At 71.4% G+C, this 25,057-nt stretch carries 22 protein-coding genes; 13 read left to right on the top strand and 9 right to left on the bottom strand.

The genetic code is table 11. The features are described from left to right. Window positions 1–442: 442 nt before the first annotated feature. From OHS70_RS12625 to OHS70_RS12610, 4 genes are all read left to right on the top strand, one after another. Window positions 443–1,039, top strand: a complete 597-nt coding sequence (locus tag OHS70_RS12625) for a suppressor of fused domain protein (RefSeq protein WP_328396810.1) — start codon at window positions 443–445, stop codon at window positions 1,037–1,039. Window positions 1,040–1,172: 133 nt separating this feature from the next. Further along, complete coding sequence (locus OHS70_RS12620; RefSeq protein WP_328396808.1) at window positions 1,173–1,811, top strand: DUF6758 family protein; 639 nt, start codon at window positions 1,173–1,175, stop codon at window positions 1,809–1,811. A gap of 192 nt (window positions 1,812–2,003) precedes the next feature. Next, window positions 2,004–2,870 carry a PHP domain-containing protein gene (locus tag OHS70_RS12615; protein WP_328396807.1) on the top strand — a complete coding sequence of 289 codons (867 nt, stop codon included), beginning with the start codon at window positions 2,004–2,006 and terminating at the stop codon, window positions 2,868–2,870. 71 nt (window positions 2,871–2,941) lie between these two features. After that, on the top strand, window positions 2,942–3,547 hold the full coding sequence (locus OHS70_RS12610) for a MarC family protein (RefSeq protein WP_328396805.1): 606 nt from the start codon (window positions 2,942–2,944) through the stop codon (window positions 3,545–3,547). Between the two features lie 94 nt (window positions 3,548–3,641). Here the strand turns inward: OHS70_RS12610 and OHS70_RS12605 are convergent, their stop codons facing one another. Further along, on the bottom strand, window positions 3,642–3,794 hold the full coding sequence (locus OHS70_RS12605; RefSeq protein WP_328396803.1) for a hypothetical protein: 153 nt from the start codon (window positions 3,792–3,794) through the stop codon (window positions 3,642–3,644). Between the two features lie 175 nt (window positions 3,795–3,969). On the opposite strand from OHS70_RS12605, the gene OHS70_RS12600 reads away from it, so the two are divergent. After that, entirely contained in the window at window positions 3,970–4,878 is a 909-nt protein-coding gene (locus OHS70_RS12600; RefSeq protein WP_328396801.1) for an NYN domain-containing protein, read from the top strand. Here OHS70_RS12600 and OHS70_RS12595 read toward each other — a convergent pair. Together OHS70_RS12595 and OHS70_RS12590 are read right to left on the bottom strand one after the other, a co-directional pair. After that, a complete protein-coding gene (locus OHS70_RS12595) occupies window positions 4,869–5,735 on the bottom strand; it encodes an alpha/beta fold hydrolase (RefSeq protein WP_328396799.1) in 867 nt (288 codons plus the stop codon). The two genes, OHS70_RS12600 and OHS70_RS12595, sit on opposite strands and share 10 nt — an antisense overlap. 468 nt (window positions 5,736–6,203) lie before the next feature. After that, complete coding sequence (locus OHS70_RS12590; RefSeq protein WP_328396797.1) at window positions 6,204–8,054, bottom strand: DEAD/DEAH box helicase; 1,851 nt, start codon at window positions 8,052–8,054, stop codon at window positions 6,204–6,206. Between the two features lie 408 nt (window positions 8,055–8,462). Here OHS70_RS12590 and OHS70_RS12585 point away from each other — a divergent pair, with 408 nt between their 5' ends. Beyond that, window positions 8,463–9,188, top strand: a complete 726-nt coding sequence (locus OHS70_RS12585; RefSeq protein ID WP_328396795.1) for a ferritin-like fold-containing protein — start codon at window positions 8,463–8,465, stop codon at window positions 9,186–9,188. Window positions 9,189–9,375: 187 nt separating this feature from the next. Here OHS70_RS12585 and OHS70_RS12580 read toward each other — a convergent pair whose 3' ends face one another. The 4 genes from OHS70_RS12580 to OHS70_RS12565 form a co-directional block, all read right to left on the bottom strand. Next, window positions 9,376–9,645 (bottom strand): hypothetical protein, encoded by a 270-nt coding sequence (locus OHS70_RS12580; RefSeq protein ID WP_328396793.1) that lies wholly within the window; start codon window positions 9,643–9,645, stop codon window positions 9,376–9,378. A 166-nt stretch (window positions 9,646–9,811) separates the two neighbouring features. Next, window positions 9,812–10,039, bottom strand: a complete 228-nt coding sequence (locus OHS70_RS12575; protein WP_328396791.1) for a DUF3107 domain-containing protein — start codon at window positions 10,037–10,039, stop codon at window positions 9,812–9,814. A gap of 150 nt (window positions 10,040–10,189) precedes the next feature. After that, window positions 10,190–10,831 (bottom strand): TetR/AcrR family transcriptional regulator, encoded by a 642-nt coding sequence (locus tag OHS70_RS12570; protein ID WP_328396789.1) that lies wholly within the window; start codon window positions 10,829–10,831, stop codon window positions 10,190–10,192. Window positions 10,832–11,015: 184 nt separating this feature from the next. Next, the gene (locus OHS70_RS12565) at window positions 11,016–11,237 is read right to left on the bottom strand and encodes a hypothetical protein (protein ID WP_328396787.1); all 222 of its coding nucleotides are present in this window, start codon (window positions 11,235–11,237) and stop codon (window positions 11,016–11,018) included. Window positions 11,238–11,370: 133 nt separating this feature from the next. Between OHS70_RS12565 and OHS70_RS12560 the strand changes: the two genes are divergently transcribed. From OHS70_RS12560 to moeZ, 7 genes are all read left to right on the top strand, one after another. Next, on the top strand, window positions 11,371–12,336 hold the full coding sequence (locus tag OHS70_RS12560; protein ID WP_328396785.1) for an alpha/beta fold hydrolase: 966 nt from the start codon (window positions 11,371–11,373) through the stop codon (window positions 12,334–12,336). An 8-nt stretch (window positions 12,337–12,344) separates the two neighbouring features. Then, entirely contained in the window at window positions 12,345–13,649 is a 1,305-nt protein-coding gene (locus OHS70_RS12555) for a DUF3152 domain-containing protein (protein WP_328396783.1), read from the top strand. Window positions 13,650–13,869: 220 nt separating this feature from the next. Further along, window positions 13,870–15,537, top strand: coding sequence for a DUF3492 domain-containing protein (locus OHS70_RS12550; protein WP_328396782.1), 1,668 nt, complete (start codon window positions 13,870–13,872; stop codon window positions 15,535–15,537). Continuing rightward, the gene (locus OHS70_RS12545) at window positions 15,534–17,138 is read left to right on the top strand and encodes a hypothetical protein (protein WP_328396780.1); all 1,605 of its coding nucleotides are present in this window, start codon (window positions 15,534–15,536) and stop codon (window positions 17,136–17,138) included. Before OHS70_RS12550 ends, OHS70_RS12545 begins: the two co-directional genes overlap by 4 nt. A 127-nt stretch (window positions 17,139–17,265) precedes the next feature. Further along, window positions 17,266–18,222, top strand: a complete 957-nt coding sequence (locus OHS70_RS12540) for an NAD-dependent epimerase/dehydratase family protein (protein WP_328396778.1) — start codon at window positions 17,266–17,268, stop codon at window positions 18,220–18,222. After that, on the top strand, window positions 18,210–18,998 hold the full coding sequence (locus OHS70_RS12535; RefSeq protein ID WP_328396776.1) for a spherulation-specific family 4 protein: 789 nt from the start codon (window positions 18,210–18,212) through the stop codon (window positions 18,996–18,998). Before OHS70_RS12540 ends, OHS70_RS12535 begins: the two co-directional genes overlap by 13 nt. Before the next feature lie 63 nt (window positions 18,999–19,061). Further along, window positions 19,062–20,240: an adenylyltransferase/sulfurtransferase MoeZ gene (gene moeZ / locus OHS70_RS12530; protein ID WP_328396775.1), complete on the top strand. Its 1,179-nt coding sequence runs from the start codon at window positions 19,062–19,064 to the stop codon at window positions 20,238–20,240. A gap of 274 nt (window positions 20,241–20,514) precedes the next feature. Here moeZ and OHS70_RS12525 read toward each other — a convergent pair whose 3' ends face one another. Both OHS70_RS12525 and OHS70_RS12520 read right to left on the bottom strand, forming a co-directional pair. After that, entirely contained in the window at window positions 20,515–22,095 is a 1,581-nt protein-coding gene (locus OHS70_RS12525; RefSeq protein ID WP_443062598.1) for an alpha/beta hydrolase, read from the bottom strand. An 81-nt stretch (window positions 22,096–22,176) separates the two neighbouring features. Next, window positions 22,177–25,017, bottom strand: a complete 2,841-nt coding sequence (locus OHS70_RS12520; RefSeq protein ID WP_328396773.1) for a lysylphosphatidylglycerol synthase domain-containing protein — start codon at window positions 25,015–25,017, stop codon at window positions 22,177–22,179. Between the last annotated feature and the right edge of the window lie 40 nt (window positions 25,018–25,057).

The following is a 25,057-nucleotide window of genomic DNA, read 5'->3' as shown; positions in this document are numbered from 1 at the left end:
GGCTCCTTCACGGAGAGGCCGTCGGCGAGTGGTGTGGCACAGCCCGGAATGAGGACGTGATGTGAGGCATACGTCCGCAAAGCGGGCGGCACCGCAGGGTCGCGGTGACGGCGTTCGCTACAGACAGGCAAAAACGAAATGCTCTTCCGTAGTGCGAAATGCCACCGGCCTCGTGCGGAAAGGCCTCAGCACACAGATCCTCGGTTCACCGGCAGAGACGGAGCGAGAATCGGTGCGGCGTGGAAGAGCTCTTGGTACTGCACGGTCGACTTCGACTCATCGCAGCCCCACCTCCTCCGGCCGGTCCCCCGTGGGGGATGACGTGTCGCCGGGACTCGAAAGCACGCTTCTGCGTACCGTCCCGACCAGCGGCCAAGACTATCAGCCGACAGAGGGTCAATCCCGTGCTTTGCCCGTTCCATACGCGCTTTATGCTCGCCCCATGGGAGATGTTCTTGCTCTGGTCGAGGCCCGGTTGCGTACGGCCCTCGGCGAACCGGAGGCGCGCGCCGCAGTGACGTTCCTCGGTACGGACCGCATCGAGGTGCTCCGGTTCATGGACCGCGACGGGGACGGGGACATCGTGCGGTACGCCACCCTCGGCATGTCCGCCCACCCGATGACCGACCCCACCGCCACCCTCGCCGACCCGGTCAAGGGCCCGCGCGCCGAGCTGGTGCTCACCGTACGGGCGGGGCTCGCGGACACCGACAAGGTGCTGCGCCCGCTCGCCGTGCTGGCCGCGTCCCCCCAGGTCGAGGGCGTGGTCGTGGCCCCTGGCGCGTCACTGGACGTGGGTGAACCACTGTGGCCCGGGGCGGCGTTCAGCTCGGTGCTGGTCGCGGAGCCCGGCGGTCTGGTCGAGGATCTCGAACTGGACGGGCCGATGGACCCGGTGCACTTTCTGCCGCTGCTGCCGATGACCGCGAACGAGGCGGCCTGGAAGCGCGTGCACGGCGGGCAGGAGCTCCAGGAGCGGTGGCTGGCGCACGGCACGGACCTGCGCGATCCGCTGCGCAGGTCGGTCACTCTGGAGTGAGAACTGGCCCGGCGGGGCAGGCCGGTCGGCGAGGATTGATGTGGCATACATCTGAATCGGTCGAGGGGGAGGCACGCTCCGGACGGGTGATCGTCCTTGACGCGGCGTCGGCCGGGGAGGACCGTTGACCCCTATGAGGGGCGAACCCAGTTGCCCGAAGTGCGGTGGCCGGGTGAGGGCGCCCGGTCTCTTTGCCGACTCCTGGCAGTGCGATGTGCACGGCGCCGTGTACCCGCTGCAGCCGGTGATCCCGCCCAGTGTCGAAGCCCTCGGTGTCGTCGTGCACCGCGCCCATGTACCCGTGTGGATGCCCTGGCCGCTGCCTGTGGGCTGGCTCTTCACCGGTGTCGCCTACGCAGGCGACGACCGCAGCGGCGGTCGCGCCACGGCGGTCGCCTGCTCGGGTCCGGGCCCGCTCGGCGGTATGGGTGAAGTGCTGCTGATCGCCGAGGAACTGGGCGTGGGCCTCGGTGCGCGCTACGCCGGGATGGACGGCCCCGACCCCGGTCCGCACATCCGCGTCGACCAGTCACCGCAGGCCAAGGTCCTCGCCGCCGGGCGCCCGACTCCCCTGTGGCATGTGGCGGGGGCACCCGAGGACCGTGCGGTCTTCGCGGGCGAGGCGCGTGGCCTGTGGCTGTGGGCGGTCTGCTGGCCCGAGCAGTCGGCGCTGCTGATGTACGACGAGCTGGTGCTCACGGATCTGCGGGACGCGGGTGCGGAGGCCGAGCTGCTGCCGTGCGGGGCGCTGTCCCCGCGACTGCTGAGCTGAGGACATTCCGCCGGGTCGGGCCGGGCCCTGCCGTGGCCCGCGACGAGGGCCGTGGCACGTCGCGGCGGCCGGCCGGCTGCGTCGCGCGCGAGGGCGACCTGTGCGAACGGGCCGCTTGTACGTCAGGGGCGGGATGCCGGGCCGGTTATCCTTGACCGTCCCCTGTCCGACCCGAGCCCCGGAGTCAGCGTCGTGCGCATCGATCTGCACACCCACTCCACGGCGTCGGACGGCACGGACACCCCGGCCGAGCTGATGCGCAATGCCGCCGCTGCCGGGCTGGACGTCGTGGCGCTCACCGATCACGACACCACCCGTGGACACGCCGCGGCGGCCGCAGCCGTCCCCGAGGGGCTGGCCCTCGTCACAGGCGCCGAGCTCTCCTGCCGCCTGGACGGCATCGGGCTGCACATGCTGGCGTATCTCTTCGACCCCGAAGAGCCCGAACTGCTGCGTGAGCGCGAGCTGGTACGGGACGACCGGGTGCCGCGCGCCCAGGCGATGATCGGCAAGCTCCAGGAGCTGGGCGTACCCGTCGACTGGCAGCAGGTCGCCCGGATAGCCGGCGACGGCTCGGTCGGCCGGCCGCACATCGCCGAGGCGCTCGTCGAACTCGGTGTCGTACCGACCGTCTCCGACGCCTTCACGCCCGACTGGCTGGCCGACGGCGGCCGGGCGTACGTCGAGAAGCACGAGCTCGACCCCTTCACGGCGATCCGCCTGGTCAAGGCTGCCGGCGGGGTCACCGTCTTCGCGCACCCGCTCGCGGTCAAGCGGGGCCGCACGGTGCCCGAGAGCGCGATCGGCGAGCTGGCCGCGTGCGGCCTCGACGGCATCGAGGTCGACCACATGGACCACGACGAGGACGTACGCGCACGGCTGCGCGGCCTCGCCGGGGAGCTCGGGCTGCTGGCCACCGGCTCCAGCGACTACCACGGCAGCCGCAAGTCCTGCCGGCTCGGTGAATACACCACCGACCCGGAGATCTACGGCGAGATCACGCGGCGCGCCACGGGCGCTTTCCCCGTTCCGGGCACCGGGGGCACCGGCGGCGCATAGCTCCCGGGAGCTTCGCGCGTCACCTCGCCACCCGCCCTTCGTACACCCCTCTTCCGGCAAGGCTCCTCACTGTGTTCGACGTTGCCGTTTTCGGCTCCTTGTTCCTCACCCTCTTCGTCATCATGGATCCCCCCGGGATCACCCCGATCTTTCTCGCCCTCACCTCCGGACGCGCCGCCAAGGTGCAGCGGCGTATGGCGTGGCAGGCGGTGGCCGTCGCGTTCGGTGTGATCACCGTTTTCGGGCTCCTCGGCCAGCAGATCCTGGACTATCTGCATGTCTCCGTCCCCGCGCTGATGATCGCGGGTGGTCTGCTCCTGCTGCTCATCGCGCTCGATCTGCTCACCGGCAAGAACGACGAGCCCAAACAGACCAAGGACGTCAATGTCGCGCTGGTGCCGCTCGGCATGCCCCTGCTGGCCGGCCCGGGCGCGATCGTCTCGGTGATCCTTGCCGTCCAGCACGCGAGCGGCGCCGCTCAGCTGACCGCGGTGTGGGCGGCGATCGTCGCGATGCACGTCGTGCTGTGGCTGACCATGCGCTACTCGCTGGTGATCATCCGCCTGATCAAGGACGGCGGTGTGGTCCTGGTGACGAGGCTGGCGGGCATGATGCTCTCCGCGATCGCCGTCCAGCAGATCATCAACGGCGTCACCCAGGTCATCCAGGGCGCCTGAGTCCCCGGCTGAGGCCTCCGGCGCGGCGCGACGCACCGTGCCCCCGTACGGACCATCCGTACGGGGGCACGGTGCGTCGTGCAGCGTGTCAGGGCTATGAAGCCGTGGTTTCGGCGGGCCGGATGTAGATGCGCTGGCCGATCGAGGCGGCCTGCTGCACGATCCGGTTGACGGAGGCGGCGTCCACGACGGTGCTGTCCACGGCGGTGCCGTCGACGTCGTCCAGTCGCATGATCTCGAAGCGCACGGCTTCTCCCTTCGTCTGATCCTCCTGAAGGAGAACTGCTGACAGACGGAATTCTCCGTCCGTATACGTATGTCCACAACGGGATGCATCCTGCAAATATTCCGTACGCTAAGGAAAATTTTCGGATGCCTAACTACTGGCGGGTAGAGCCTCGGCCGCGGAGAATGAGGCCCGTATGAACGACGCAGAGATCCCCGAGTCCGCCGAGATCGGCGCCCGCCTGGAGCGCACCAATGAGCTCCTGCAGCGGATGCTCGCCGAGGTCGCGAAGACGCCTTCCACCCATGCCATCTTCGTCGACGCCGGTTACGTCTATGCTGCGGCCGGGTTGCTTGTGGCGGGCACGGAGGACCGGCGCTCCTTCGACCTCGACGCGGAAGGGCTGATCGAGGCCTTCATCGACAAGGCACGGATCATCTTCGCCGACAGCAGGCTGCTGCGGGTGTACTGGTACGACGGCGCCCGGCGCCGTATCCACACCCCCGAGCAGCAGTCCATAGCCGAGCTGCCCGACGTGAAGGTGCGGCTGGGCAACCTGAACGCGAACAATCAGCAGAAAGGTGTCGACTCACTCATCCGTACGGATCTGGAGTCGCTCGCCCGGCACCGTGCGATCAGCGACGCGGCGCTCGTGGGCGGCGACGAGGACCTGGTCTCGGCGGTCGAAGCGGCACAGGGGTACGGCGCCCGCGTCCATCTGTGGGGCATCGAGGCGGCCGAGGGGCGCAACCAGGCGGAGCCGCTGCTGTGGGAGGTCGACAGCCAGCGGACCTTCGACCTCGACTTCTGCCGCCCCTACATCACGCGCCGACCCGTGACGACGTACGAGAACGAGGGCGCGCCGCCGCCGTCGCGCGACGAGGTGCGGTTCGTGGGTGCGCAGATCGCCGCGACCTGGCTGGGGGAGCGGGGGCGGGCGGCCATGGCGGAACTGCTCCCCGGCCAGCCCTATCTGCCGGGCCCGGTGGACCAGGACCTGCTGATCGAGGCGGAACGGGTACTGCAGCGGTCACTACGGGGACATGCGGTGCTGCGCCGAGCGCTGCGGGACGGTTTCTGGCAGCACCTGCAGGCTCAGTTCTGATCCCAGAAGGAGATCAGCGCCGCGGCCGTCTCCAGCGGCCGGTCGGTGTTGGGTGAGTGACCGGCGCCCGCGATGACGGTCCGGCGGGCATCGAGCCGCTCGGCCATCTCATCGAGCAGCTGCACCGGCCAGGTGTCGTCCTCCTCGCCGGACACCACGTGCTTCGGCAGCGGCCGTACGGCGGCGAGCTCGTCCACCCGGTCAGGCTCGACGAGCAGCTGCCGGCCGGTGGCGGTCAGCTGAACCGGATGGTGACGCATCCAACGGCGCCGCAGATCCTCGCCGTTGCGGCCGGCTGCGGCGTCGGCCTCCGCATCCTCGGGAACCTCTGTGGCGTCGAAGGCCTGGATGGCCTCCCACACCTGGTCCATCGGCATGACGGCGAGCGCGTCGCCCAGCAGCTTGACCTTCTGCTGCTGGGCCGGGCTGATCTGGGCGGGCCCGGAGGACATCAGCGTGAACGTGAGGAACGGCGTGCGGTCCAACAGCACAGCGGCACGGGAGATCTGACCGCCCAGCGAATGCCCGACCAGGTGGACCGGCCCGCCGACGGCGGCGGCCTGCGCGAGGACGTCCTTGGCCAACTCCTCCTGCGCATAAGCCTGTTGATCCTCGGGGCCGACACTCTCGTACTGCCCGCGCCCGTCGACGGCGACGGCCCGGTAACCGGCCTCGGTCAACGGCTCGAGCATCGCGATGAAGTCCTCCTTGCTGCCGGTGTACCCGGGCAGCAGCAACGCCGTCCCGCGCACGGCACCACCGGGCCGCGCATCGAGCACGGCGAACACCCCGCGCGAGGTGGACAGCGCATGGGCACGCGCGCAGGCGGGCGGAACGAAGGTGGGCGGCCGACTCATGTGACGAGGCTAGCGGGTGGGGCTGCGATCCAGGGGGGCCGCGTGCGCCATGAGGCTCCGCTCCGTGTCGGACAGCCGCGGCGCGCGGTGGTGCGGGCGCCTGGGAGGGTCCGGGCATTGCCCGGGGCTTGGGCTGGTGTGATGGCCGTACTCATCGTGGGTGCGCCGGCACCCCAGGGTGCGCGGGGGCGGGTGAATGAGGGTTCCGCGCCTCGGCCCGCCCGACGCCGCGTCCTTGCAGACGTCGGGACCGCGTGCGGCCGCAGTCGGGGCAGGGGAACTTCATCGGCGCGGACGGCGCCCGTTCCGTCTCGGCCGACGGCAGCCGGGACCGGGAGACTTCACGCGACGTGGCATGCCGCGGTGGCCGGGCTGCGTCGCCGTGGCCCCGTCATGGACGAGGGTCCGCGCCGGGACGCCGATGGCCCGGCTCCCCGTGGGGGAGCCGGGCCATCGGACCGGTGCGTGTCAGCTCTCGGGCTGCGCAGCCGTAGTCGTGCGCGTGCGGCGGCGGCGGGGCTTCGGCTCCGCAGCGGCCGTCTCCTGCGCCTCGCCCGTCCCGGCGACCGACTTCGCGGCAGCGCGGGTGCGGCGACGCGGCGTGACCTCTGTCCCGGCGTCCGCCGTGTCGGCCGCGGCGGCACGCGTCCGGCGGGCCTTCGGCTCCGCCTCGGGTGCCGGGGCGACGGCCGTGTCGGCCGCCTCCACAGGCTTCACCGCACGCGTACGGCGCTGCGGCTTTGCAGGGGCCGTCTCGTCGACGGACCCGGCGACCTCGGCGGCCGGCTGCTCGACGCTCTCCACGACAGCCGTCGCCTCGGCCGAAGCCTGCGCGCCCACGCGGGTGCGACGGCGGCGGCGCGGGGTGCGCGGCTCCGCCGGGGCGTCCGCCGGCTGCTCCGGGGCACTCGCCACGGCTGACTCCGCCGACTCGGCCAGTTCGGCCCCGCCACGGGTGCGGCGGCGCTGGCGCGGGGTGCGGGTGCGCTCCGGGCGCTCCTCCCGTACCGCGGTCGCGGCGGACTTGCGGCCGCGGCCGCCCGTCTCGCCCAGGTCCTCGACCTCTTCCGCCGCAAGCCCGGCGCGGGTGCGCTCGGCACGCGGCAGCACACCCTTGGTGCCCGCGGGGATGCTCAGCTCTTCGAACAGGTGCGCAGACGTGGAGTACGTCTCGACCGGGTCGTTGAAGTTCAGCTCCAGCGCCTTGTTGATCAGCTGCCAGCGCGGGATGTCGTCCCAGTCGACCAGTGTCACGGCCGTGCCGGACGCGCCCGCACGGCCGGTGCGACCGATGCGGTGGAGGTAGGTCTTCTCGTCCTCCGGCGACTGGTAGTTGATGACGTGCGTGACGCCCTCGACGTCGATGCCGCGCGCGGCGACGTCGGTGCACACCAGCACATCGACCTTGCCGTTGCGGAACGCCCGCAGCGCCTGCTCACGCGCGCCCTGGCCCAGGTCGCCGTGGACAGCGCCGGACGCGAAGCCGCGCTGCGCGAGCTGGTCGGCGATGTCCGCCGCCGTCCGCTTCGTACGGCAGAAGATCATCGCGAGTCCGCGGCCGTCGGCCTGCAGGATCCGGGAGACCATCTCCGGCTTGTCCATGGAGTGCGCGCGGTAGACGCGCTGCGTGATGTTCGCGACGGTCGCGCCCTGGTCGTCCGGCGCGGTGGCGCGGATGTGCGTGGGCTGCGACATGTAGCGACGGGCCAGACCGATGACAGCACCCGGCATGGTCGCCGAGAACAGCATCGTCTGACGCTTGGGCGGCAGCAGCTGGATGATCTTCTCGACGTCGGGCAGGAAGCCCAGATCGAGCATTTCGTCGGCCTCGTCGAGCACCAGCGCGCGCACGTGCGAGAGGTTCAGCTTCTTCTGGCCGGCCAGGTCGAGCAGTCGGCCCGGAGTGCCGACAATCACATCGACGCCCTTCTTGAGGGCCTCGACCTGGGGCTCGTACGCCCGGCCGCCGTAGATCGCCAGCACGCGGACGTTACGGACCTTGCCGGCGGTCAGCAGGTCGTTGGTGACCTGGGTGCACAGCTCGCGGGTCGGGACGACCACGAGCGCCTGCGGGGCCTCGGTCAGCTGCTCGGGCTTGGCCCGGCCGGCCTCGACGTCCGCGGGGACGGTGACACGCTCCAGCAGCGGCAGGCCGAAACCGAGCGTCTTGCCGGTGCCGGTCTTGGCCTGGCCGATGACGTCGGTGCCGGAGAGCGCTACGGGGAGCGTCATCTCCTGGATGGGGAACGGGGACACGATGCCGACGGCCTCGAGGGCTTCGGCGGTCTCGGGGAGAATCCCGAGATCCCGGAAAGTCATAGGCTGCGTAGTCAGGGTGTTGCCTCTTCTGTGAGACGCGGCGCGAGGCGTACGCGGGGGTCTTAACCACACCTGAGTACTGGGCCGACCTTGGATGGCCGGACGGTGCGGGACCACTGCCGACGCTCGAGCGCTCGTGCCGCTGAGGGGGCCCCTCATCTGCCTGCGTACGCATATCGCGCACGGTCCGCGTGGAGGGCTGTCGGGTCGGAGCCGATCGGGCCACCGACCGGGCATCCTCATTCGGATGGCCCACTGGACTCGTCGACATTCATCAACGATCAGTGGGCGCATTACCACTGTACCCCGGATTCGCGCATGTGTGTTGGGCGAATTCGTAGGAACCGCACTACGAGCATGGCTGACCAGGCCCTTCCGCCTCACGACGAGCGGGCTATTGTGCGCTTCATGGAGACGCCTGACAACGCCACTGAACACACCGGCATCGCCGCCCAGGACTGGGCTGCGGCGTCCAAGGAACCCCAGTACCGTGCCGCCGTCGTGGACCTGCTCGGCGCCCTCGCCTACGGCGAGCTGGCGGCCTTCGAGCGGCTCGCCGAGGACGCCAAGCTCGCCCCGACGCTGGCGGACAAGGCCGAGCTGGCGAAGATGGCCTCCGCCGAGTTCCACCACTTCGAGCAGCTCCGTGACCGGCTCACGAAGATCGACGCCGAGCCGGCCGCCGCCATGGAGCCGTTCGCGCAGGCCCTGGACGACTTCCACCGCCAGACCGCCCCCTCGGACTGGCTCGAGGGCCTGGTCAAGGCGTATGTCGGTGACTCCATCGCCAGCGACTTCTACCGCGAGGTGGCTGCCCGGCTGGACTCCGACACCCGCGCCCTGGTGCTCGCCGTGCTCGACGACACCGGCCACGGCAACTTCGCCGTCGAGAAGGTCCGCGCCGCGATCGAGGCGGACCCGCGGGTCGGCGGCAGGCTCGCGCTGTGGGCACGGCGGCTGATGGGCGAGGCACTGTCCCAGGCCCAGCGCGTGGTCGCGGAGCGGGACGCGCTCTCCACGATGCTGGTCGGCGGCGTCGCGGGCGGCTTCGACCTCGCGGAGGTGGGACGGATGTTCTCCCGGATCACCGAGGCGCACACCAAGCGGATGGCCGCCCTGGGCCTCGCCGCCTAGGGCGGCGCCGAGCGGCCCGGCCGGTCCGGTCCGCCGGGCCCCGGCCCGGCGTCGCCGGACGTACCGCGTCCGTCGGGCTCTGCGGGGTGCTCGCCCGGTCCACCGGGCTCCTGCCCGGATCCGTCGGGCCCGGGCCGGTCAGGGTTCTCCTCCGGCCGCTCGGCGGGCGGCCGGTCGTCGGACGGGCTCAGAAAGGGAGCGCCCGGCGCAGGCGTCGGGTGGACGGGCGGATCAGCAGCGAGAGCAGTACGGCTCCGATCGCGACCGCCCCCGCCACCACCGCCGCCTCATGACCCGGACCGATCGCCACATGGGTCACATAGGCGCCGAAGAGAGTGCCGAGCGTGCCCGTGGCGAACACCACACGCCGGGCCGGGAGACGGTTGGCAAAGTGATGGGCCGCGGCCCAGGACAGGGCCAGTCCGAGCAGGACGGAACCGAGCGTTGCCCAGATCACCGATGATCACCTCGTGGACGCCGGTTGGCAGAACGGGTCGTAGCCGTAACTACCCGAAGAGTGCGGAATGCAACCCTCTCGGCTCTGCGCGAGAAACGCCCGGATCAGCACAGAAGGGCCCGGCGGACATCCGCCGGGCCCTTCTGCGTGATGCTGCTGCGCGCCGCTACAGCGCGCCGAACCCCACGCGCCGCGTCGTCGGCTCACCGATCTCGACGTACGCGATCCGGTCGGCCGGTACAAGCACCTTGCGGCCCTTGTCGTCCGAGAGGCTCAGCAGCTGCGCCTTGCCGGCCAGCGCGTCACCGACCGCGCGCTCGACCTCCTCGGCGGACTGCCCGCTCTCCAGAACGATCTCCCGGGGCGCGTGCTGCACGCCGATCTTGACCTCCACGGCTATGTCCCTCCGAACGGTCAGTGCGTTGCGCGGTCAACCGCGCCGTACGCAGCACACATTAGCCCGGAGTCAGGACGCGTCCGGTGCCCCGGGGAAACGCCAGGAGCGAACAGCCCCCGGCCGGACGGCGCCGTCGGGCGGTGCCGCTCAGTGCTGCTCGCTGCCGTGCAGCGGGAAACCGGCGATACCGCGCCAGGCGAGCGAGGTCAGCAGCTGCACCGCCTGCTCGCGAGGGATGGCCGACTCGCTGGAGAGCCAGTACCTGGCCACCACCTGGGAGACCCCGCCGAGGCCGACGGCCAGCAGCATGGACTCCTCCTTGGACAGCGCGGTGTCCTCGGCGATCACGTCGGAGATCGCCTCGGCGCACTGGAGCGAGACCCGCTCGACGCGCTCGCGGACCGCGGGCTCGTTCGTCAGGTCCGACTCGAAGACCAGGCGAAAGGCGCCGCCCTCGTCCTCGACGTACGCGAAATAGGCGTCCATCGTCGCCTCGACGCGCAGTTTGTTGTCGGTCGTCGACGCGAGCGCGGTGCGCACCGCCTGCAGCAGCGACTCGCAGTGCTGGTCCAGCAGCGCCAGGTAGAGCTCCAGTTTTCCGGGGAAGTGCTGGTAGAGCACCGGCTTGCTGACGCCGGCGCGCTCTGCGATGTCGTCCATCGCGGCCGAGTGGTATCCCTGAGCCACGAAAACTTCCTGGGCGGCGCCCAGGAGCTGATTTCTGCGGGCTCGGCGTGGCAGGCGTGTGCCCCGCGGGCGCGCCGCCTCTGTCTGCTCGATGGCTGTCACGCCGCCTCCCATGTCTTGAACAAGCACAGTCGTTCCGTGCGCGCTGTGCGCCGCGCCCGCCATCGTACTTTTGGGTAACCCGGCTGTGCGTGGTGCGGACGCAGAATTTCACGGACCGGACAGTCTCGGTAGCTTCGCGTTCGGGGGCATTTCCGGCACATTTCGGTGGGCAACGGGCGAGAGGTCACCGGTAGTCGTCTTCATCGAGCGTCACCACACGGGCCTGCTCGGCGGCGTCCGCCTCGTTCGCGGCGTCCGGGTCGGCGCGATTCACCGGTTCGTCGCGGTCCGGCCGTATGTCGGTGTGCTGCTCGGCGGCGTCCGCCTCGGGGACCTCTTCGTCGCGCGCGGCGTCGTCGTCGTTCTCTTCTACGAAGGTCTCAGGATCGGTGGGATCGACTGACATGCCGCACCGCTTTCCATGGAGAGTGCCTTTCCTACGAGCCTAGGAGGTACTGATCCGTGGCGCTACGCGGTGTCCGGCGGCGTGTGACGCCGAACACACGGGTCATCGCGTGATCGTCTCGTAACATTGCCGCATGTCTTCGACCGAGCTTCCGGGGGCCCGCGCCGTCAGCGCCGCGACGGCTCCGAAGGTTGCGGCCGTACACGTCGCCGACGGCGAGGAGTTGGGCTCCGTGGCCCTGCCCGGGCTCACGCTCACCGTCCGCTCCAGACGTCCGGCGCGCGCCGGACTGCCGCCCGCCCTGTATGTGCACGGTCTGGGCGGCTCCTCGCAGAACTGGTCGGCGCTGCTGCTCCTGCTCGAGGACGTGGTGGACGGTGAGGCGATCGACCTGCCCGGATTCGGGGACTCACCGCCGCCGGACGACTGCAACTACTCGGTCACCGGCCACGCCCGCGCGGTGATCCGCTTCCTGGACGCCCGCGGCCGCGGCCCCGTGCATCTTCTGGCGAACTCGATGGGCGGCGCCGTGTGCACGCGTGTCGCGGCGGTCCGGCCGGACCTCGTGCGTACGCTGACGCTGGTGGCGCCTGCGCTGCCGGAGCTGCGCGTGCAGCGCTCGGCCGTGCCCACCGCACTGCTCGCACTGCCGGGTGTCGCCCTGCTCTTCAGCAGGCTGACGGAGAACTGGTCGGCGGAAGCCCGCACCCGAGGAGTGATGGAGCTCTGCTACGGAGACCCCTCACGGGTGACCGAGGAAGGCCTGCGCAACGCCGTCGCCGAGATGGAGCGGAGGATGGGGCTCCCGTACTTCTGGGACGCGATGGCCCGCTCGGCCCGCGGAATCGTGGATGCCTACACGCTCGGCGGACAGCACGGACTGTGGCGGCAGGCGGAGCGGGTGCTCGCCCCGACCCTTCTGGTTTACGGGCGGCGGGACCAGCTCGTCTCGTACCGTATGGCTCGCAAGGCGGCGGCGGCGTTCCGGGACTCACGGCTGCTGACGCTCCCGGACGCCGGGCACGTTGCGATGATGGAGTACCCCGAGGCGGTCGCCCAGGCGGTCCGGGAACTGCTCGACGAGCACGGTAGGAGCTGATCCGGGGCGTGGGACGACACAGCCGCAAGGGCCCCGTACCCAGGGGTGCAGGCCCGGGGGACACGCCGGGCGCCGCCGCGGCCGCTCCCGGCGGCGGACAGCGCAGGCGGGGCGCCGCACCCGGGCCCGAGCAGCACACCTCCGGCGGCTACGGTGCCGCGCAGACCAGGGGCGGACACCCCGAGCAGCACGAGTCGGGCGGAGGCTGGGGCGACCTGCGGACAGCGCCCGGCACGTCCGGCGCGCAGCGCACGCAGACACAGACGTATCCCCCGCAGCGCGCGATGGTCGGAGGGCCACGGATACCGGGACCCCGCCGCGAGTTCGTCGAGGCCTTCGACGAGTTCCCGCGACAGGCCCCGCATCCCGATCCGTACGCCTCCGTCTCCGAATGGGACACCATGCACGGCCGGCCCGCCGAGACCGCGGCCGCCGACGACGTCGACGCGGCCGCCGGCCTCGGCGTGTCCAAAACCGGGGACGAGCGGCCCGCCAAGGGGGGCAAGGGGCGCGCCTTCACCGGGATCGCGGCTGCCGCCGTGACCACGGTGCTTGCCGTCGTGGTGGCCGGCCAGGTCGTCACGGACCCGCCGGACACATCGGCATCCCGGTCCAGCAGCCAGGAGCGGGAGGTGCAGGAGCGTCCGGACCGGTCGGACGGCCGGGGCGTGCCGCCGCAGGTCCCGCCGCCCGCTGCCGCACCGCAGGCGCCCACGTACGCCCAGCTGATGGCCAAGCGGTTCCCGATCGACCCAGGGCTCGAGGCGTCGGGCGAATTCGAGGCGGTCGCCGGCTTCGACAGAGGGCCGGGCGAGGGCCGCAAGATCCGGTACCGGGTCGATGTCGAGAAGGGGCTGGGCCTGGACGGCGCCCTGTTCGCGAAGGCGGTCCAGGAGACCCTGAACGACGACCGGAGCTGGGCGCACAAAGATGAGATGACCTTCGAGCGTGTTTCTTCCGGGGACGCCGAATTCGTCATCACGCTGGCCAGCCCGGGCACGACCGCGGAGTGGTGTGCCAAGTCCGACCTCGACACCTCCGTCGACAATGTCTCCTGCGACTCGGCATTGACCGAACGGGTGATGATCAACGCGTTCCGGTGGGCGCAGGGCGCCGAGACCTACGGGCCCGACGCGATGTTCGCCTACCGCCAGATGCTCATCAACCACGAGGTCGGACACCGGCTCGGCTATGACCACGTGAACTGCGAAACCCCAGGAGCGCCGGCGCCCGTGATGCAGCAGCAGACCAAGTCGCTGGACATCGACGGGGTCAAGTGCCGGCCCAACCCCTGGGTGTATCCCGGGAAGTGAGCCCGGCCCGGACCTGGCCGTAGCATGACGGTACGTAACGAAGAGGCGCCGTAGCGCGACAGAACGCTACCTGGGCGTGAAAGTTACGTGTATTCACCCCTTCCAGTGGCGCGACGGACAACCGTCCATCACGCCACCGACGTATCCGCTTAACGTCGTCCCCGCTGCGGGTCGCCGGATCGAACGGCGGCCACCCACAAGGGAGATCGGGGGTGCACTCGTGCGGATCGGACTGCTCACGGAGGGTGGTTACCCGTATGCGACGGGTGAGTCCAGGCTGTGGTGCGACCGGCTGGTGCGCGGCCTGGCGCAGCACGAGTTCGACGTCTACGCACTGAGCCGCAGCGCCCGTCAGGAGGAAGGCGGCTGGGTCAGCCTTCCGCCCCAGGTCCGCCAGGTGCGGACGGCCGCGCTGTGGGCGCCGGAGGACGACGGCCACACCTACGGGCGGCGTGAACGGCGGCGCTTCGTCGCCCACTTCAGACAGCTGGCCGCGGCCGTCTGCACCGAGGGCGACGCCCCCGAGTTCGCCGAGGGGCTGTACGGGCTTGCCGAACTGGCCCGTGAGTACGGCGGGCTGTACGCGGCACTGCGTTCCGAACTCGCCGTACGCGCCCTTGAGTCCGCCTGCCGTGCACCCGGCGCACGCCGGACAGTGCAGGGCGCCGCTGTCCCCGACCATCTCGCCTTCGTCGACGGACTCGAGCGTGCGCTGCGACCGCTCTCGCTCGACTGGTACGACGAGGACGCGCTCGGCGCGGTCGACCTGTCCCACGCCGCGTCCGGTGGACCGGCGGCTCTGCCCGGGCTGTTGGCCAAACGCTTCTGCGGGGTTCCGTTGCTGGTCACGGAGTACGGCGTCCAACTGCGCGCGCACTACCTCTCCACGCGCGAGGCCGGACTCGGCGCGCCCGTACGGGCCCTGCTCGCGGCCTTTCACGGCCGGCTCGCCGCCGAGGTGTACCGGCAGGCATCGGTCATCACCCCCGGCAACACGCACGCCAGACGCTGGCAGGAGAAGTGCGGGGCGGACCGCGACAAACTGCGCACGGTCTACCCGGGGATGGAGGCGGACCGTTTCGCTGCGCTCGGCGACGGGGCCGGAGGGCGGGGCGGCGATCCGCACACCCTCGTCTGGGTCGGACGCATCGAACCGGCGAAGGACCTCGTCGCGCTGCTCCACGCTTTTGCCGATATCCGCAAGGAGGAACCGCAGGCGCGCCTGCGGATCCTCGGGGCACCGGTCGCCGGCCCCGAGTCAGCCACCTATCTCGCCCACTGCCGGGCGCTGGCCGCGCAGCTGTTCCCCGACGAGGCCGCCGATGCGCACGCCGTCGGCGACAACCCGGTCTCCTTCGAGGAGATCGGCGCCCCCGAGGCGCCCGAACTGGTCGACGCCTATGCGGCGGGAGAGGTGATCGTCTTGTCCAGCGTCGTCGAAGGCTTCCCGATCAGTCTGGTCGAGGCGATGCTCTGCGGGCGCGCGACCGTGTCCACGGATGTCGGCGCCGTCGTCGAAGTCATCGGCGGCACGGGGCTGGTGGTGCCCCCGCGCAATCCCCGGGCGCTCGCCGACGCCTGTCTCGCGCTGCTGCGTGATCCCGAGCGCCGTGAGCGTCTGGGCGCGGCGGCGCGGGCGCGGGCGCTCGAACTGTTCACGGTCGAACAGAACCTGGCGGCGTTCCGCGGGATCTATCTGGAGCTGATCTCGTACTCCCCGGTCCAGCGGGAGGCGGAATCGGTGGACGCGGACGGCGAGCCCCGCCCGTTCGCCTACCCCGTCGAGTCCCACGTCCCGGGCCGGTGGCCGGCCCCGGCCACCACCCCGAACTGGGCGGACGGTACGGGCCCGGGCATGGTGCCCACGGCCGAGGAGGCAGGCCGATGACCACGTCCCGCATCAACGAGCAGGCCACGGAGGAGGACTGGGCCCTCGAGGCGCTCTCCCAGCTCCACGCCGACGCATCACCGTCCGCCACGGAGCCCTGGCACACGTGGCCGGACTCCGGCACACCGGAGTTCTGGCCGGCGCCGGAGGCCGGGCCGCAGACCCGGCCCGAGGCCGAACGCTCCGCGCCGGGCGGAGTACACGCGGATGTGCGTCCGGCCCCGGCCCGAGCTACCGGTGAGCGTGTACCGGACGGGCCGGCCGCTGCGGCGGGGGAGTCGGGCACGGAGTTCGCCGCCGGATCCCCGGCCGGTCCGGAGCTGTGGCCCCCGGCGGAGCGGGAGTCCGGGGGAGTGCCCGCGGGCGACGCGGAGCGCCCCGCTTCCGACCCCGGGCCGGGGGATGCTTCCGTCTCCGGTGGGAGCAGCCGTGGGGCCGTGGCGCGGTTCGACGGTGGGCGGTCGGAGCCCGGCACCGAGTGTCCGGAGCCCGATGCCGTGCCCCCGCGACACGCGGACGCGCCGGAGCGTGGTGGTGCCGACGGGACCAGGCCCGTTGCCGTCCGGCGCGGCCCCGTGGACCCCGTCAAGGGGCTGATGCACCGGCATCGGGAGCTCTGTGAGCAGGCCGTCGACCCGCTGGAGATCGCCGCGGGGCTGGAGGCCCACGGTGTCACGGACCGCACCGCCGCGCGGTTCCGGCATCGGGATGTGTTCTCGCTCGCCGAGGAACTGTTCGCACGCGTGCCCCGCCGGGCCGAGGGCCCCATCCGTCCGGCGCGCGCCGCCGATCCGGGCGCCGGACGGATGCTGCTCGCGCTGCTGCCGGGAGCCGTGTGCGCCCTTGCCGTACTGGGCAGGGAGGTGTCCCACGGCAGCCTCCGCCTCGCCGCCACCGCCCTCGGTGCGGTCGCCGTCACCGTCGCCCTCGGGCTCTGCCTCGGCCGCGGCCCCCTGCGCGCCCACGGCCGCACCGTCCGTGCCGTGCGGATCTGGACCGTGTGCCTGCTCGTCTTCGCGGCATACGGCCAGGGCTTCGTCGGCCAGGTCGTCACCGGCGGCCCCGACGAGCGGTGGCCCGTCGCCCACGGTCCCTTCCTCGCGCTCTGCCTGGCCGTCGCCCCCGCGGCCTGGTGCGCCCACCTTTTCTCCGTACGCGCGCGCCGGAGGCTGGACCGCAGTCGCACGCTCGACGAGTTCGCCGCCGGTGTGCGCCCCCTGCTGTTCGCCGTCGTGACCTTGTACACCGGCGCACTCGCCGTGCTTCTCGCCTTCACCGCCCTCGTACTTCCCGGCCCGGCCCTCCTTCCGACCGCCGCCCTGGGTGTCCTGTTCTTCCTGGCCCGGCTGCTCGTCGTGCACGGCTTCCCCGAAGCGGCGGCCACCGCACTGGCCACCGCCTGCGCGGCCGAAGCCGCCGCACCGGCCCTGCTGTTGTCGGGCCGGCTGCCCGGTCTCGGCTTCCTGGCCGGTCCCGTCGAGGCGCTCGTCGCCGCCTGGGGCTCGGCCGCCGTACCGACCCTGGCCTGCGGCGCCGTCGCCCTCGGCCTGCTGGTCCACGCCACCACCGCGCTGAGCAGGGCCTCGGCGCACACCCCTTGAGAAGGACAACCTCCCGCGGAGCCGACACCGCGGAGTCACCGGCATCACCAATCCGGCACCACAAAGGAGCAAGCGACATGTATCCGCAACCCCCAGCCCCGGCCCGTCGGCCCGAAGGAGCCGCGCGATGAGGGTTCTTCTGCTCGGTGCCAACGGGTTCATCGGCCGCTTCGTCGCCGACCGGCTGCTCGCCGACCCGGCCGTCCATCTCACCGCCCTCGGCCGCGGCGACGACGCCGATGTGCGCTTCGACCTCGCCGGCGGCAGCCCTGGTGCGCTCACCCGCTTCCTGGGAGCCGTCCACCCGGGGGTCGTCATCAACTGCGCAGGCGCCATCCGCGGCGGAGCCCGCGATCTGACCCGGCACAACACCGTCGCCGTCGCCACCGTCTGCGAGGCACTGCGCCGCAGCGGCTGCGGTGCCCGGCTCGTCCAGATCGGCTGCGCCTCCGAGTACGGGCCCTCCCAGCAGGGCTCGTCGACCGCGGAGGACGCCGTGCCGCGCCCCGGCGGCCCGTACGGGGTGAGCAAGCTCGCGGCCACCGAACTCGTACTCGGCGCCGGCCTCGACGCCGTCGTCCTGCGGGTCTTCTCACCTGTCGGCCCCGGCACCCCGGCGGGCTCCCCGCTCGGCCGGCTCGCCGAGGCCATGCGCCGCGCCATGCAGTCCGGCGACGGCGACCTGAAGCTCAGCGGCCTCGGCGTGCAGCGCGACTTCGTCGACGTACGGGACGTGGCCCGCGCCGTGCACGCCGCCTCGCTCTCCGCCGCGCAGGGCGTCGTCAACATCGGCACGGGACGTGCCGTACGGCTCCGGGACGCGGCGGCGACCCTGGCCCGCGTCGCCGGATACGCCGGGGCGCTGCACGAGCTGGACGCTTCGGCGGGCCGCCCCATCGGCTCCCCGCGCACCGAATCCGTCATGGAGCACCTGGCCGCCACGCCGTCCCCGTACCCCGACGGCTGCGGCAACTGGCAGCAGGCGGATGTCCGCACCGCCCGGGACCGGCTCGGCTGGCGGCCCCGGATCAACCTCGAAGAGTCACTCGCCGACATCTGGATGGAGGCGGCATGTCGCATCTGACCACGAACGAGGCCCCGCTCCCGGCGAACGGTGCCGTGGCCGCCCCTCCGGACGACATCTGGGGAAGGCTCGGCTTCGGTGTTCCCGGTTACGCACACCCGCTGATCGCCCCGGTCGAATGGGCCGAGCTGGCCCGCCCCGGCGCCCCGCTGCACTGGGTCGTCCTCAATGTGGCCAACGGCCCGGGCGACCGCCCCGACCCGCACTGCCTCGAAGCCGCGGGCCGGCTGCGCAACGCCGGTGTCCGCGTCCTGGGCCATCTCGACCTGTCCCACGGATCACGGGTCTTCGGCGATCTCATCTGTGATGCCCACCACTTCCTGGAGTGGTACCAGGTCGACGGATTCCTGCTGGACCGGTGTCCGACCGAGCGGGCCGAACTGGCCCGGGTGCGGCGTACGACGGCGACGCTGGAGGCGGTCCTGGACGGCGGCCACCTGGTACTGGGACACGGCTCGCACCCGTACCCCGGGTACGCCGAAGCCGCCGACCAGCTGGTCACCTTCTCCGGGGCCTGGACGGACTACCGCTGGTCACAGGTGGCCGAGTGGACCGCGGACTACCCGCCGGAGCTCTTCGCCCACTTCGTCCACGGTGTGCCCCGCACCCACCTGGAGGAGGCCACGCGCATCGCCCGCTGGCAGGGCGCCGGAACGATCTTCTTCACGGATCGGGGCGGCGCGGATGACGGGAAAGGACAGATCGGTCCATTCGAGACACTGCCCGGCTACTGGGACGAAATCGTCTCGCAGATCGGACCGGGTGTCTCGGAATGAGGAGGGTCGTGGCAGTGTTACGGGGGAACAACCGTACTGACTTAACGACGCAACGGAGTCCCCGTGTCGCTGCCACCCCTGGTCGAGCCAGCTGCTGAGCTCACCGTCGACGAGGTCCGCAGGTACTCCCGCCACCTGATCATCCCCGATGTCGGGATGGACGGGCAGAAGCGGCTGAAGAACGCCAAGGTGCTCTGTGTGGGCGCCGGCGGCCTGGGTTCGCCCGCCCTGATGTACCTCGCCGCAGCCGGTGTCGGCACGCTCGGCATCGTGGAGTTCGACGAGGTCGACGAGTCGAACCTGCAGCGCCAGATCATCCACAGCCAGGCCGACATCGGCCGCTCCAAGGCCGCGTCCGCGCGCGACAGCGTGCTCGGCATCAACCCGTACGTGAACGTGGTCCTGCACGAAGAGCGGCTCGAGGCCGAGAACGTGATGGACATCTTCAGCCAGTACGACCTGATCGTCGACGGCACGGACAACTTCGCGACCCGCTACCTGGTCAACGACGCCTGCGTGCTGCTGAACAAGCCGTACGTCTGGGGTTCGATCTACCGCTTCGACGGCCAGGCCTCCGTCTTCTGGTCCGAGCACGGGCCCTGCTACCGCTGCCTCTACCCGGAGCCCCCGCCGCCGGGCATGGTCCCCTCCTGCGCCGAGGGCGGCGTGCTGGGCGTGCTCTGCGCGTCCATCGGCTCCATCCAGGTGAACGAGGCCATCAAGCTGCTCGCCGGGATCGGCGAGCCGCTCGTCGGCCGGCTGATGATCTACGACGCCCTGGAGATGCAGTACCGCCAGGTCAAGGTCCGCAAGGATCCGGACTGCGCAGTCTGCGGCGAGAACCCCACCGTCACTGAGCTCATCGACTACGAGGCCTTCTGCGGCGTCGTGTCCGAGGAGGCCCAGCAGGCGGCGGCCGGTTCGACGATCACTCCCAAGCAGCTCAAGGAGTGGATCGACGACGGCGAGAGCATCGACATCATCGACGTCCGTGAGATCAACGAGTACGAGATCGTCTCGATCCCCGGCGCCCGGCTGATCCCGAAGAGCGAGTTCCTGATGGGTACCGCCCTCCAGGACCTGCCGCAGGACAAGAAGATCGTCCTGCATTGCAAGACGGGTGTCCGCAGCGCGGAGGTGCTCGCCGTGCTGAAGTCCGCCGGCTTCGCCGACGCCGTGCACGTCGGCGGCGGCGTCATCGGCTGGGTCAACCAGATCGAGCCGGAGAAGCCGATCTACTGAGCACCCGCTTCGCTGAGCTGCACAAGGCGAGGCTCACGCGTCGCTGACCAGCGCCCCTCGTGGTCGTCAGCTGTCGACATCGGTCGGCAGTGGTCCACGTTCCACGGCCCGGAGACGGCCCCGGTTGCATGCCGGGGCCGTCTCCGGTTTTTGGGAGACCCGTACGCGCAGCGCCCCTCTCCCGGGGCATCTCGGCCTGCGTGGCCCTCGCGTGTGCATCACGGGTACCTGGCAGCGTTCGCCGGGGCGTCGGCGTCCTGGATCCTGGGCGCCGTTACTCGCACACCGTCCCGTCGGCCGGCACCTTGCCGTTCAGGAGGTAGCCGTCCACGGCCCGCTTCACGCACGCGCTGCTGCCGTACGCGCCATGGCCCTGACCCCGGTACGTGATCTTGATGCCGACGCCCTTGCCGAGCTCCTCGGCCATCGCCTGCGCGCCCTTGTAGGGCGTCGCAGGGTCTCCGGTGTTGCCGATGACGAGGATGGGGGGCGCGCCGGGCGCGCTGACGTCGGGGGTGTTCCAGGCGCCTGGCACCGGCCACTTGGTGCAGCTCATCAGCCCCCAGCCGAGGTACTCGCCGAAGACCGGCGAGGTGCTGCGGAACTCCGGCAGCCGAGCCTTGGTCTGTTCGAGCGTGAAACGGGACTTGGAGTCCACGCAGCCGATGGCCGTGCCGGCCGGCTGGATGTTGCTGTACTGGCCGTTCTCGTTGCGGCCGTTCATGGCGTCGGCGAAGGCCAGCAGCAGCGCCCCGTTGCCGCCGTCGGCCTCGTCGAGGCCCTGCTCCAGCAGGCTCCAGTACTCCCGCGAGTACAGGGTCTGCGCAATGCCGGTGGTCGCCAGTGTCGACGTCAGTTTCCGGTCGCCCGAGCCCGGAATCGGTTTTCTCTCCAGCCTGTCGAGGAGAGCGATGATCCAGTCCTGGATCTCCTGCACGGTGGAGCCGGGCACCAGACAGGCGTCGCCGCGCGCCACGCAGTCCCTGGCGAAGTTGGTGAGGGCCAGCTGGAAGCCCTGGGCCTGGCCGAGCGAGCCCTGTTCGGCGTTCTCGGCCGGATCCACGACGGCGTCGAAGACCGCCCGCCCGATCCGCGTCGGGAACAGGTGCGCGTACACGCCGCCGAGTTCGGTGCCGTAGGAGATGCCGAAGTAGTGGAGCTTGTCGTCGCCGAGCACCGCCCGCATCAGATCCATGTCGCGGGCCGTCTCGGTGGTGGCGACATGGGGGAGCACGCTGCCGGAGTTCTTCTCACAGGCGTCCGCGAACGAGGCGAGCCCGTCGACGAACGTCTCCTCCTCCGCGGCGTCGTCGGGTGTCCCGTCCTCGGCCAGGTAGGCGTCCATCTGCTTGTTGTCCAGGCACTCCACCGGCGCGCTGCGGCCCACTCCGCGAGGGTCGAAGCTCACCAGGTCGTACCTGGCCTGCAGGGCGCCGTATTCCTCGGCGGCTGCGGGGAGGGTCTGCACGCCGGAGCCACCGGGTCCGCCGAAGTTGAAGATGAGCGATCCGATCCGGTTCGTGGTGTCGCGGGCCCTGGCGCGTATGAGGGCGAGTTCGATGGTCTCGCCCTCCGGGTCGTCGTAGTCCAGCGGGGCATCCATGAACGAGCATTCCCACCTGGTGCCCGCGGGCAGCGGCGACGGCGGGGTCCCGCCGCCCTCCGCCTCCGAGGGCGCCGGACAGGGGTGCCACTCGAGTGTCTGGGAGGCGAAGTCCCTCGCCTCGTCCTGGTTCCCGTCGCCGTCGGAGCAGCCTGCCGCCGCCAGGAGCGCGGCGGCGGTGGCCATGGCTATGGAGGTGCGACCACGTGCGCCACCCCGCACCCGGACGGCGGCGGAGGAGGAAGTCGGCATGCCGTCATCGTGCGCCGTCCGGCCGTCGCCCGCACGGGCGACAGGTCCATGCGGGTGGATTGGCCGGGCCGGTCGATGTGTCTAGAGCAGGCCCTTGCGCGTCAGGTGGTTGAAGGCGAACCACCCGGGCAGCACCGGCAGCCACAGCGTCAGCATCCGGTACAGCAGGACCGCGGGGGCTGCCACGTCCTTGGGCAGTCCCACCAGGAGCAGACCGCCCACCAGCGCGCCTTCGACGGCGCCCACGCCGCCCGGTGTGGGGGCGGCCGAGCCCAGCGCGTTGCCCGCCAGGAACACCACGGCGATGGCGGCGTAGCTCACCGGCTGGACACCGTCGCCGAAGGCGCGGATCGATGCGTCGAGGCACATCACGAACACACCGGTGAGCAGCAGCATGCCGCCGATGCCGGTGAGCAGCTTCACCGGCCGCTGCAGCACGTCGAGCATGCGCGGCACCACGCCCGCGAACAGCGAGCGCAGGCGCGTCGAGACGAACTTCCGCAGGAACGGGATCGCCGTGACCACCAGCACCAGCACGGCGACCGTCAGCAGACCGGCGATCACCGTCCTCGACGGGGTGAACGACGCCGTCCGCTCCGTACCCGTCAGATAGCCGAAAGACAGCAGCAGGAGGATGTGCGCGCCGAGACCGAACAGCTGTGAGGCGCCCACGCTCGCCACGGCCAGTCCGGGTCGTACACCGGAGCGCTGCAGGAAGCGTGTGTTGAGGGCGACCCCGCCGACCGCCGCCGGGGCGACGATCTTGACGAAGGACCCGGCGACCTGCGCGAGGACGGTACGCACGAAGCCGACCCGCTCGGGTACGAAGCCCAGCAGGCTCATCGCGGCGGCCAGGTAGCTGAGCGCGGAGAACGCCACCGCCGCCGCCACCCACCCCCAGTGGGCCTGCGAGAAGATCGTGCCGAAGTCGATGCCGGCGAGCTGCGAGAGCAGGAAGTACGCGGCGACCGCACCGGCGAGGAGGCTGACGAGGGTGCGCGGCTTGATCCGCTCCAGGCGGACCGGCTCGACGGGGGCCTGCGGCCTGATCAGCAGCACCTGGTGGCGGATCTGGGTCAGCAGATCCTCCTCGCGCGCGCCTTCCATGGCCACGTCCATGGCCCGTTTGTCGGCCTGCTTCTCGGCGCGCTCGGTCTTGCGAGCCGCCCTGCGGTCGTCGTCGGCCGGCTCCTCGTGCGCCCGGGCCTGCCGCGCGGACGCCGATGCCTCCAGCACCGCCTCGCGCTCGCGCTGGGACCGTTCGCGCGCGAGCCTGCGCAACGTCGCCCGGGACGAGCGGCTGAGCGCGATCGGCTGGAGCAGGGGCAGACAGTCGGCGACCGCGTCGGGGCCGAGCACGGCGACGGCACCGGCGACGGCGCGTTCGGCGCCGATCCGCAGCCCCAGGGTGGTCAGCAGTTGCGCGATGTCCATGCGCAGGACCACGTCACCTGCCGCGATCTCGCCGCCGCGCAGATCCGTGAGGATCACCCGGCCGTCCGCGTCGAGCAGGATCGAGTCCCCGGTGAGCCTGCGGTGCGCGATGCGCCGCGACTGGAGCGCCTGGACCTGGCGCCAGGTGCCGCGCACCACGTCGTCGGTGATCTCGCCGTCGTCCAGCGAGTCCAGGGTCCGCCCGCCGAGGTGCTCGTACACCAGCATCACCGCGTCCGGGCCGAGCTCGGAAGTGGCGATCAGCTTGGGGGCGTTGGCTCCGGCGGCGATCGCCGCGTACGCCAGCAGCGCCTCCTGCTCCAGGGCCTGGCGCAGCGACTGGATGGAGCGGCGGGTCGTGATCGAGCGCAGCGTCAGCCGGCGCCACACCCGGTAGAAGAAGCCCTGCGCCTGCTGCTCGCGGTCGACGACGGTGACGTCGAGCGGGGGCCCGTCCTCCAGGGTCACCAGATAGCGGCGGCCGCGGTCGCCCTGGTCGGCGGTGTCGTGCCCGCTCTCCTCGGCGCGCATGGCCGTCACCGGGCGGAAGCCGACACGGCGCAGGCCGGCGAGCAGGGTCTGCCCGGTGGGGCGCACATTGGGCGAGCCGACGGCGTACAGCGTGCCGTAGGCGACGGTCCAGCCGAGCAGCACGGTGAGGATGATCGAGAACGGGGTGGTGTACCCGGCGACCAGCATCGCGAAGGCGTCGAGCAGGAGGACCACCCAGAGCACGACGCGCCAGCGGGGTCTGCGGGCCATGCCGACGGCGGTCATGTAGGCGATGACGGGCGCGAGGTAGCCGTGCACGGGATCGGTCAGCTCGCCGCCGGTCTGGGCCTGGGTCAGCGCGTCCTGGAGGGTGTCGGGCGCGCTCCTGGCGACCCAGAGGTCGGTGGCGAGGGTGACGCCGTGGGCGAGCACCGCGGCGAGTACGCCGTCGGCGATGCGCAGGCCGTCGCGTTTGATCAGCCGCTCGATGGCGAAGGCGACCGGGACGAGCAGGACGGCGATGCTCGACACAAGACCGGCCATCTTGACCAGCAGGTCGGGGGCCTGGCCGGTGCCCTTGCTGATGTCCTGCTCGAGACCGGACGTGGTGCCGTGCGCGAAGGCGGCGACGGCGAGCACCAGGGCGATCGCGAGGACGCCGATGAGCAGCCGCATCAGGTCGGAGGGCCGGTGCACGCGGGCGGGCAGCAGCGGCTCGTCGCCGGATACCCGGTCGGCGCGGATCACCTCGGGGTCGGTGCACGGGTGGGCCCCGTGGGGCATCGCCCCGGCCGGGTGCTTCGCGTCCGGCTGCTCGGCGGTCGACTGCTTCGGGCTCGGCGACTCGTCCTTCGACCGCTCGCCGTTCGACCGCTCGCCGTTCGACCGCTCGCCCTTCGACGGATCGGCGCCGGGCCGGCCGTCGGCGGCCGGTGGAACGGGAGATTCCGGGCGCGACTCGGGCTCAGGGCTGCTTGCCGCCTTCGAAGGCTGCACGCCCTGCTCCTTCGCCGTCTCGGTCTCTTCTTGATCTCGT

Source organism: Streptomyces sp. NBC_00390, from assembly GCF_036057275.1.
Taxonomy (GTDB): domain Bacteria; phylum Actinomycetota; class Actinomycetes; order Streptomycetales; family Streptomycetaceae; genus Streptomyces.
This window is presented reverse-complemented; position numbering and strand designations above follow the sequence as displayed.

Coding starts and splice junctions, on each gene's coding strand:
- OHS70_RS12625 (WP_328396810.1), top strand. CDS start 443: ATGGGAGATGTTCTTGCTCTGGTCGAGGCCCGGTTGCGTACGGCCCTC.
- OHS70_RS12620 (WP_328396808.1), top strand. CDS start 1,173: ATGAGGGGCGAACCCAGTTGCCCGAAGTGCGGTGGCCGGGTGAGGGCG.
- OHS70_RS12600 (WP_328396801.1), top strand. CDS start 3,970: ATGAACGACGCAGAGATCCCCGAGTCCGCCGAGATCGGCGCCCGCCTG.
- OHS70_RS12595 (WP_328396799.1), bottom strand. CDS start 5,735: ATGAGTCGGCCGCCCACCTTCGTTCCGCCCGCCTGCGCGCGTGCCCAT.
- OHS70_RS12590 (WP_328396797.1), bottom strand. CDS start 8,054: ATGACTTTCCGGGATCTCGGGATTCTCCCCGAGACCGCCGAAGCCCTC.
- OHS70_RS12585 (WP_328396795.1), top strand. CDS start 8,463: ATGGAGACGCCTGACAACGCCACTGAACACACCGGCATCGCCGCCCAG.
- OHS70_RS12565 (WP_328396787.1), bottom strand. CDS start 11,237: ATGTCAGTCGATCCCACCGATCCTGAGACCTTCGTAGAAGAGAACGAC.
- OHS70_RS12560 (WP_328396785.1), top strand. CDS start 11,371: ATGTCTTCGACCGAGCTTCCGGGGGCCCGCGCCGTCAGCGCCGCGACG.
- OHS70_RS12545 (WP_328396780.1), top strand. CDS start 15,534: ATGACCACGTCCCGCATCAACGAGCAGGCCACGGAGGAGGACTGGGCC.
- OHS70_RS12540 (WP_328396778.1), top strand. CDS start 17,266: ATGAGGGTTCTTCTGCTCGGTGCCAACGGGTTCATCGGCCGCTTCGTC.
- OHS70_RS12535 (WP_328396776.1), top strand. CDS start 18,210: ATGTCGCATCTGACCACGAACGAGGCCCCGCTCCCGGCGAACGGTGCC.
- OHS70_RS12525 (WP_443062598.1), bottom strand. CDS start 22,095: ATGCCGACTTCCTCCTCCGCCGCCGTCCGGGTGCGGGGTGGCGCACGT.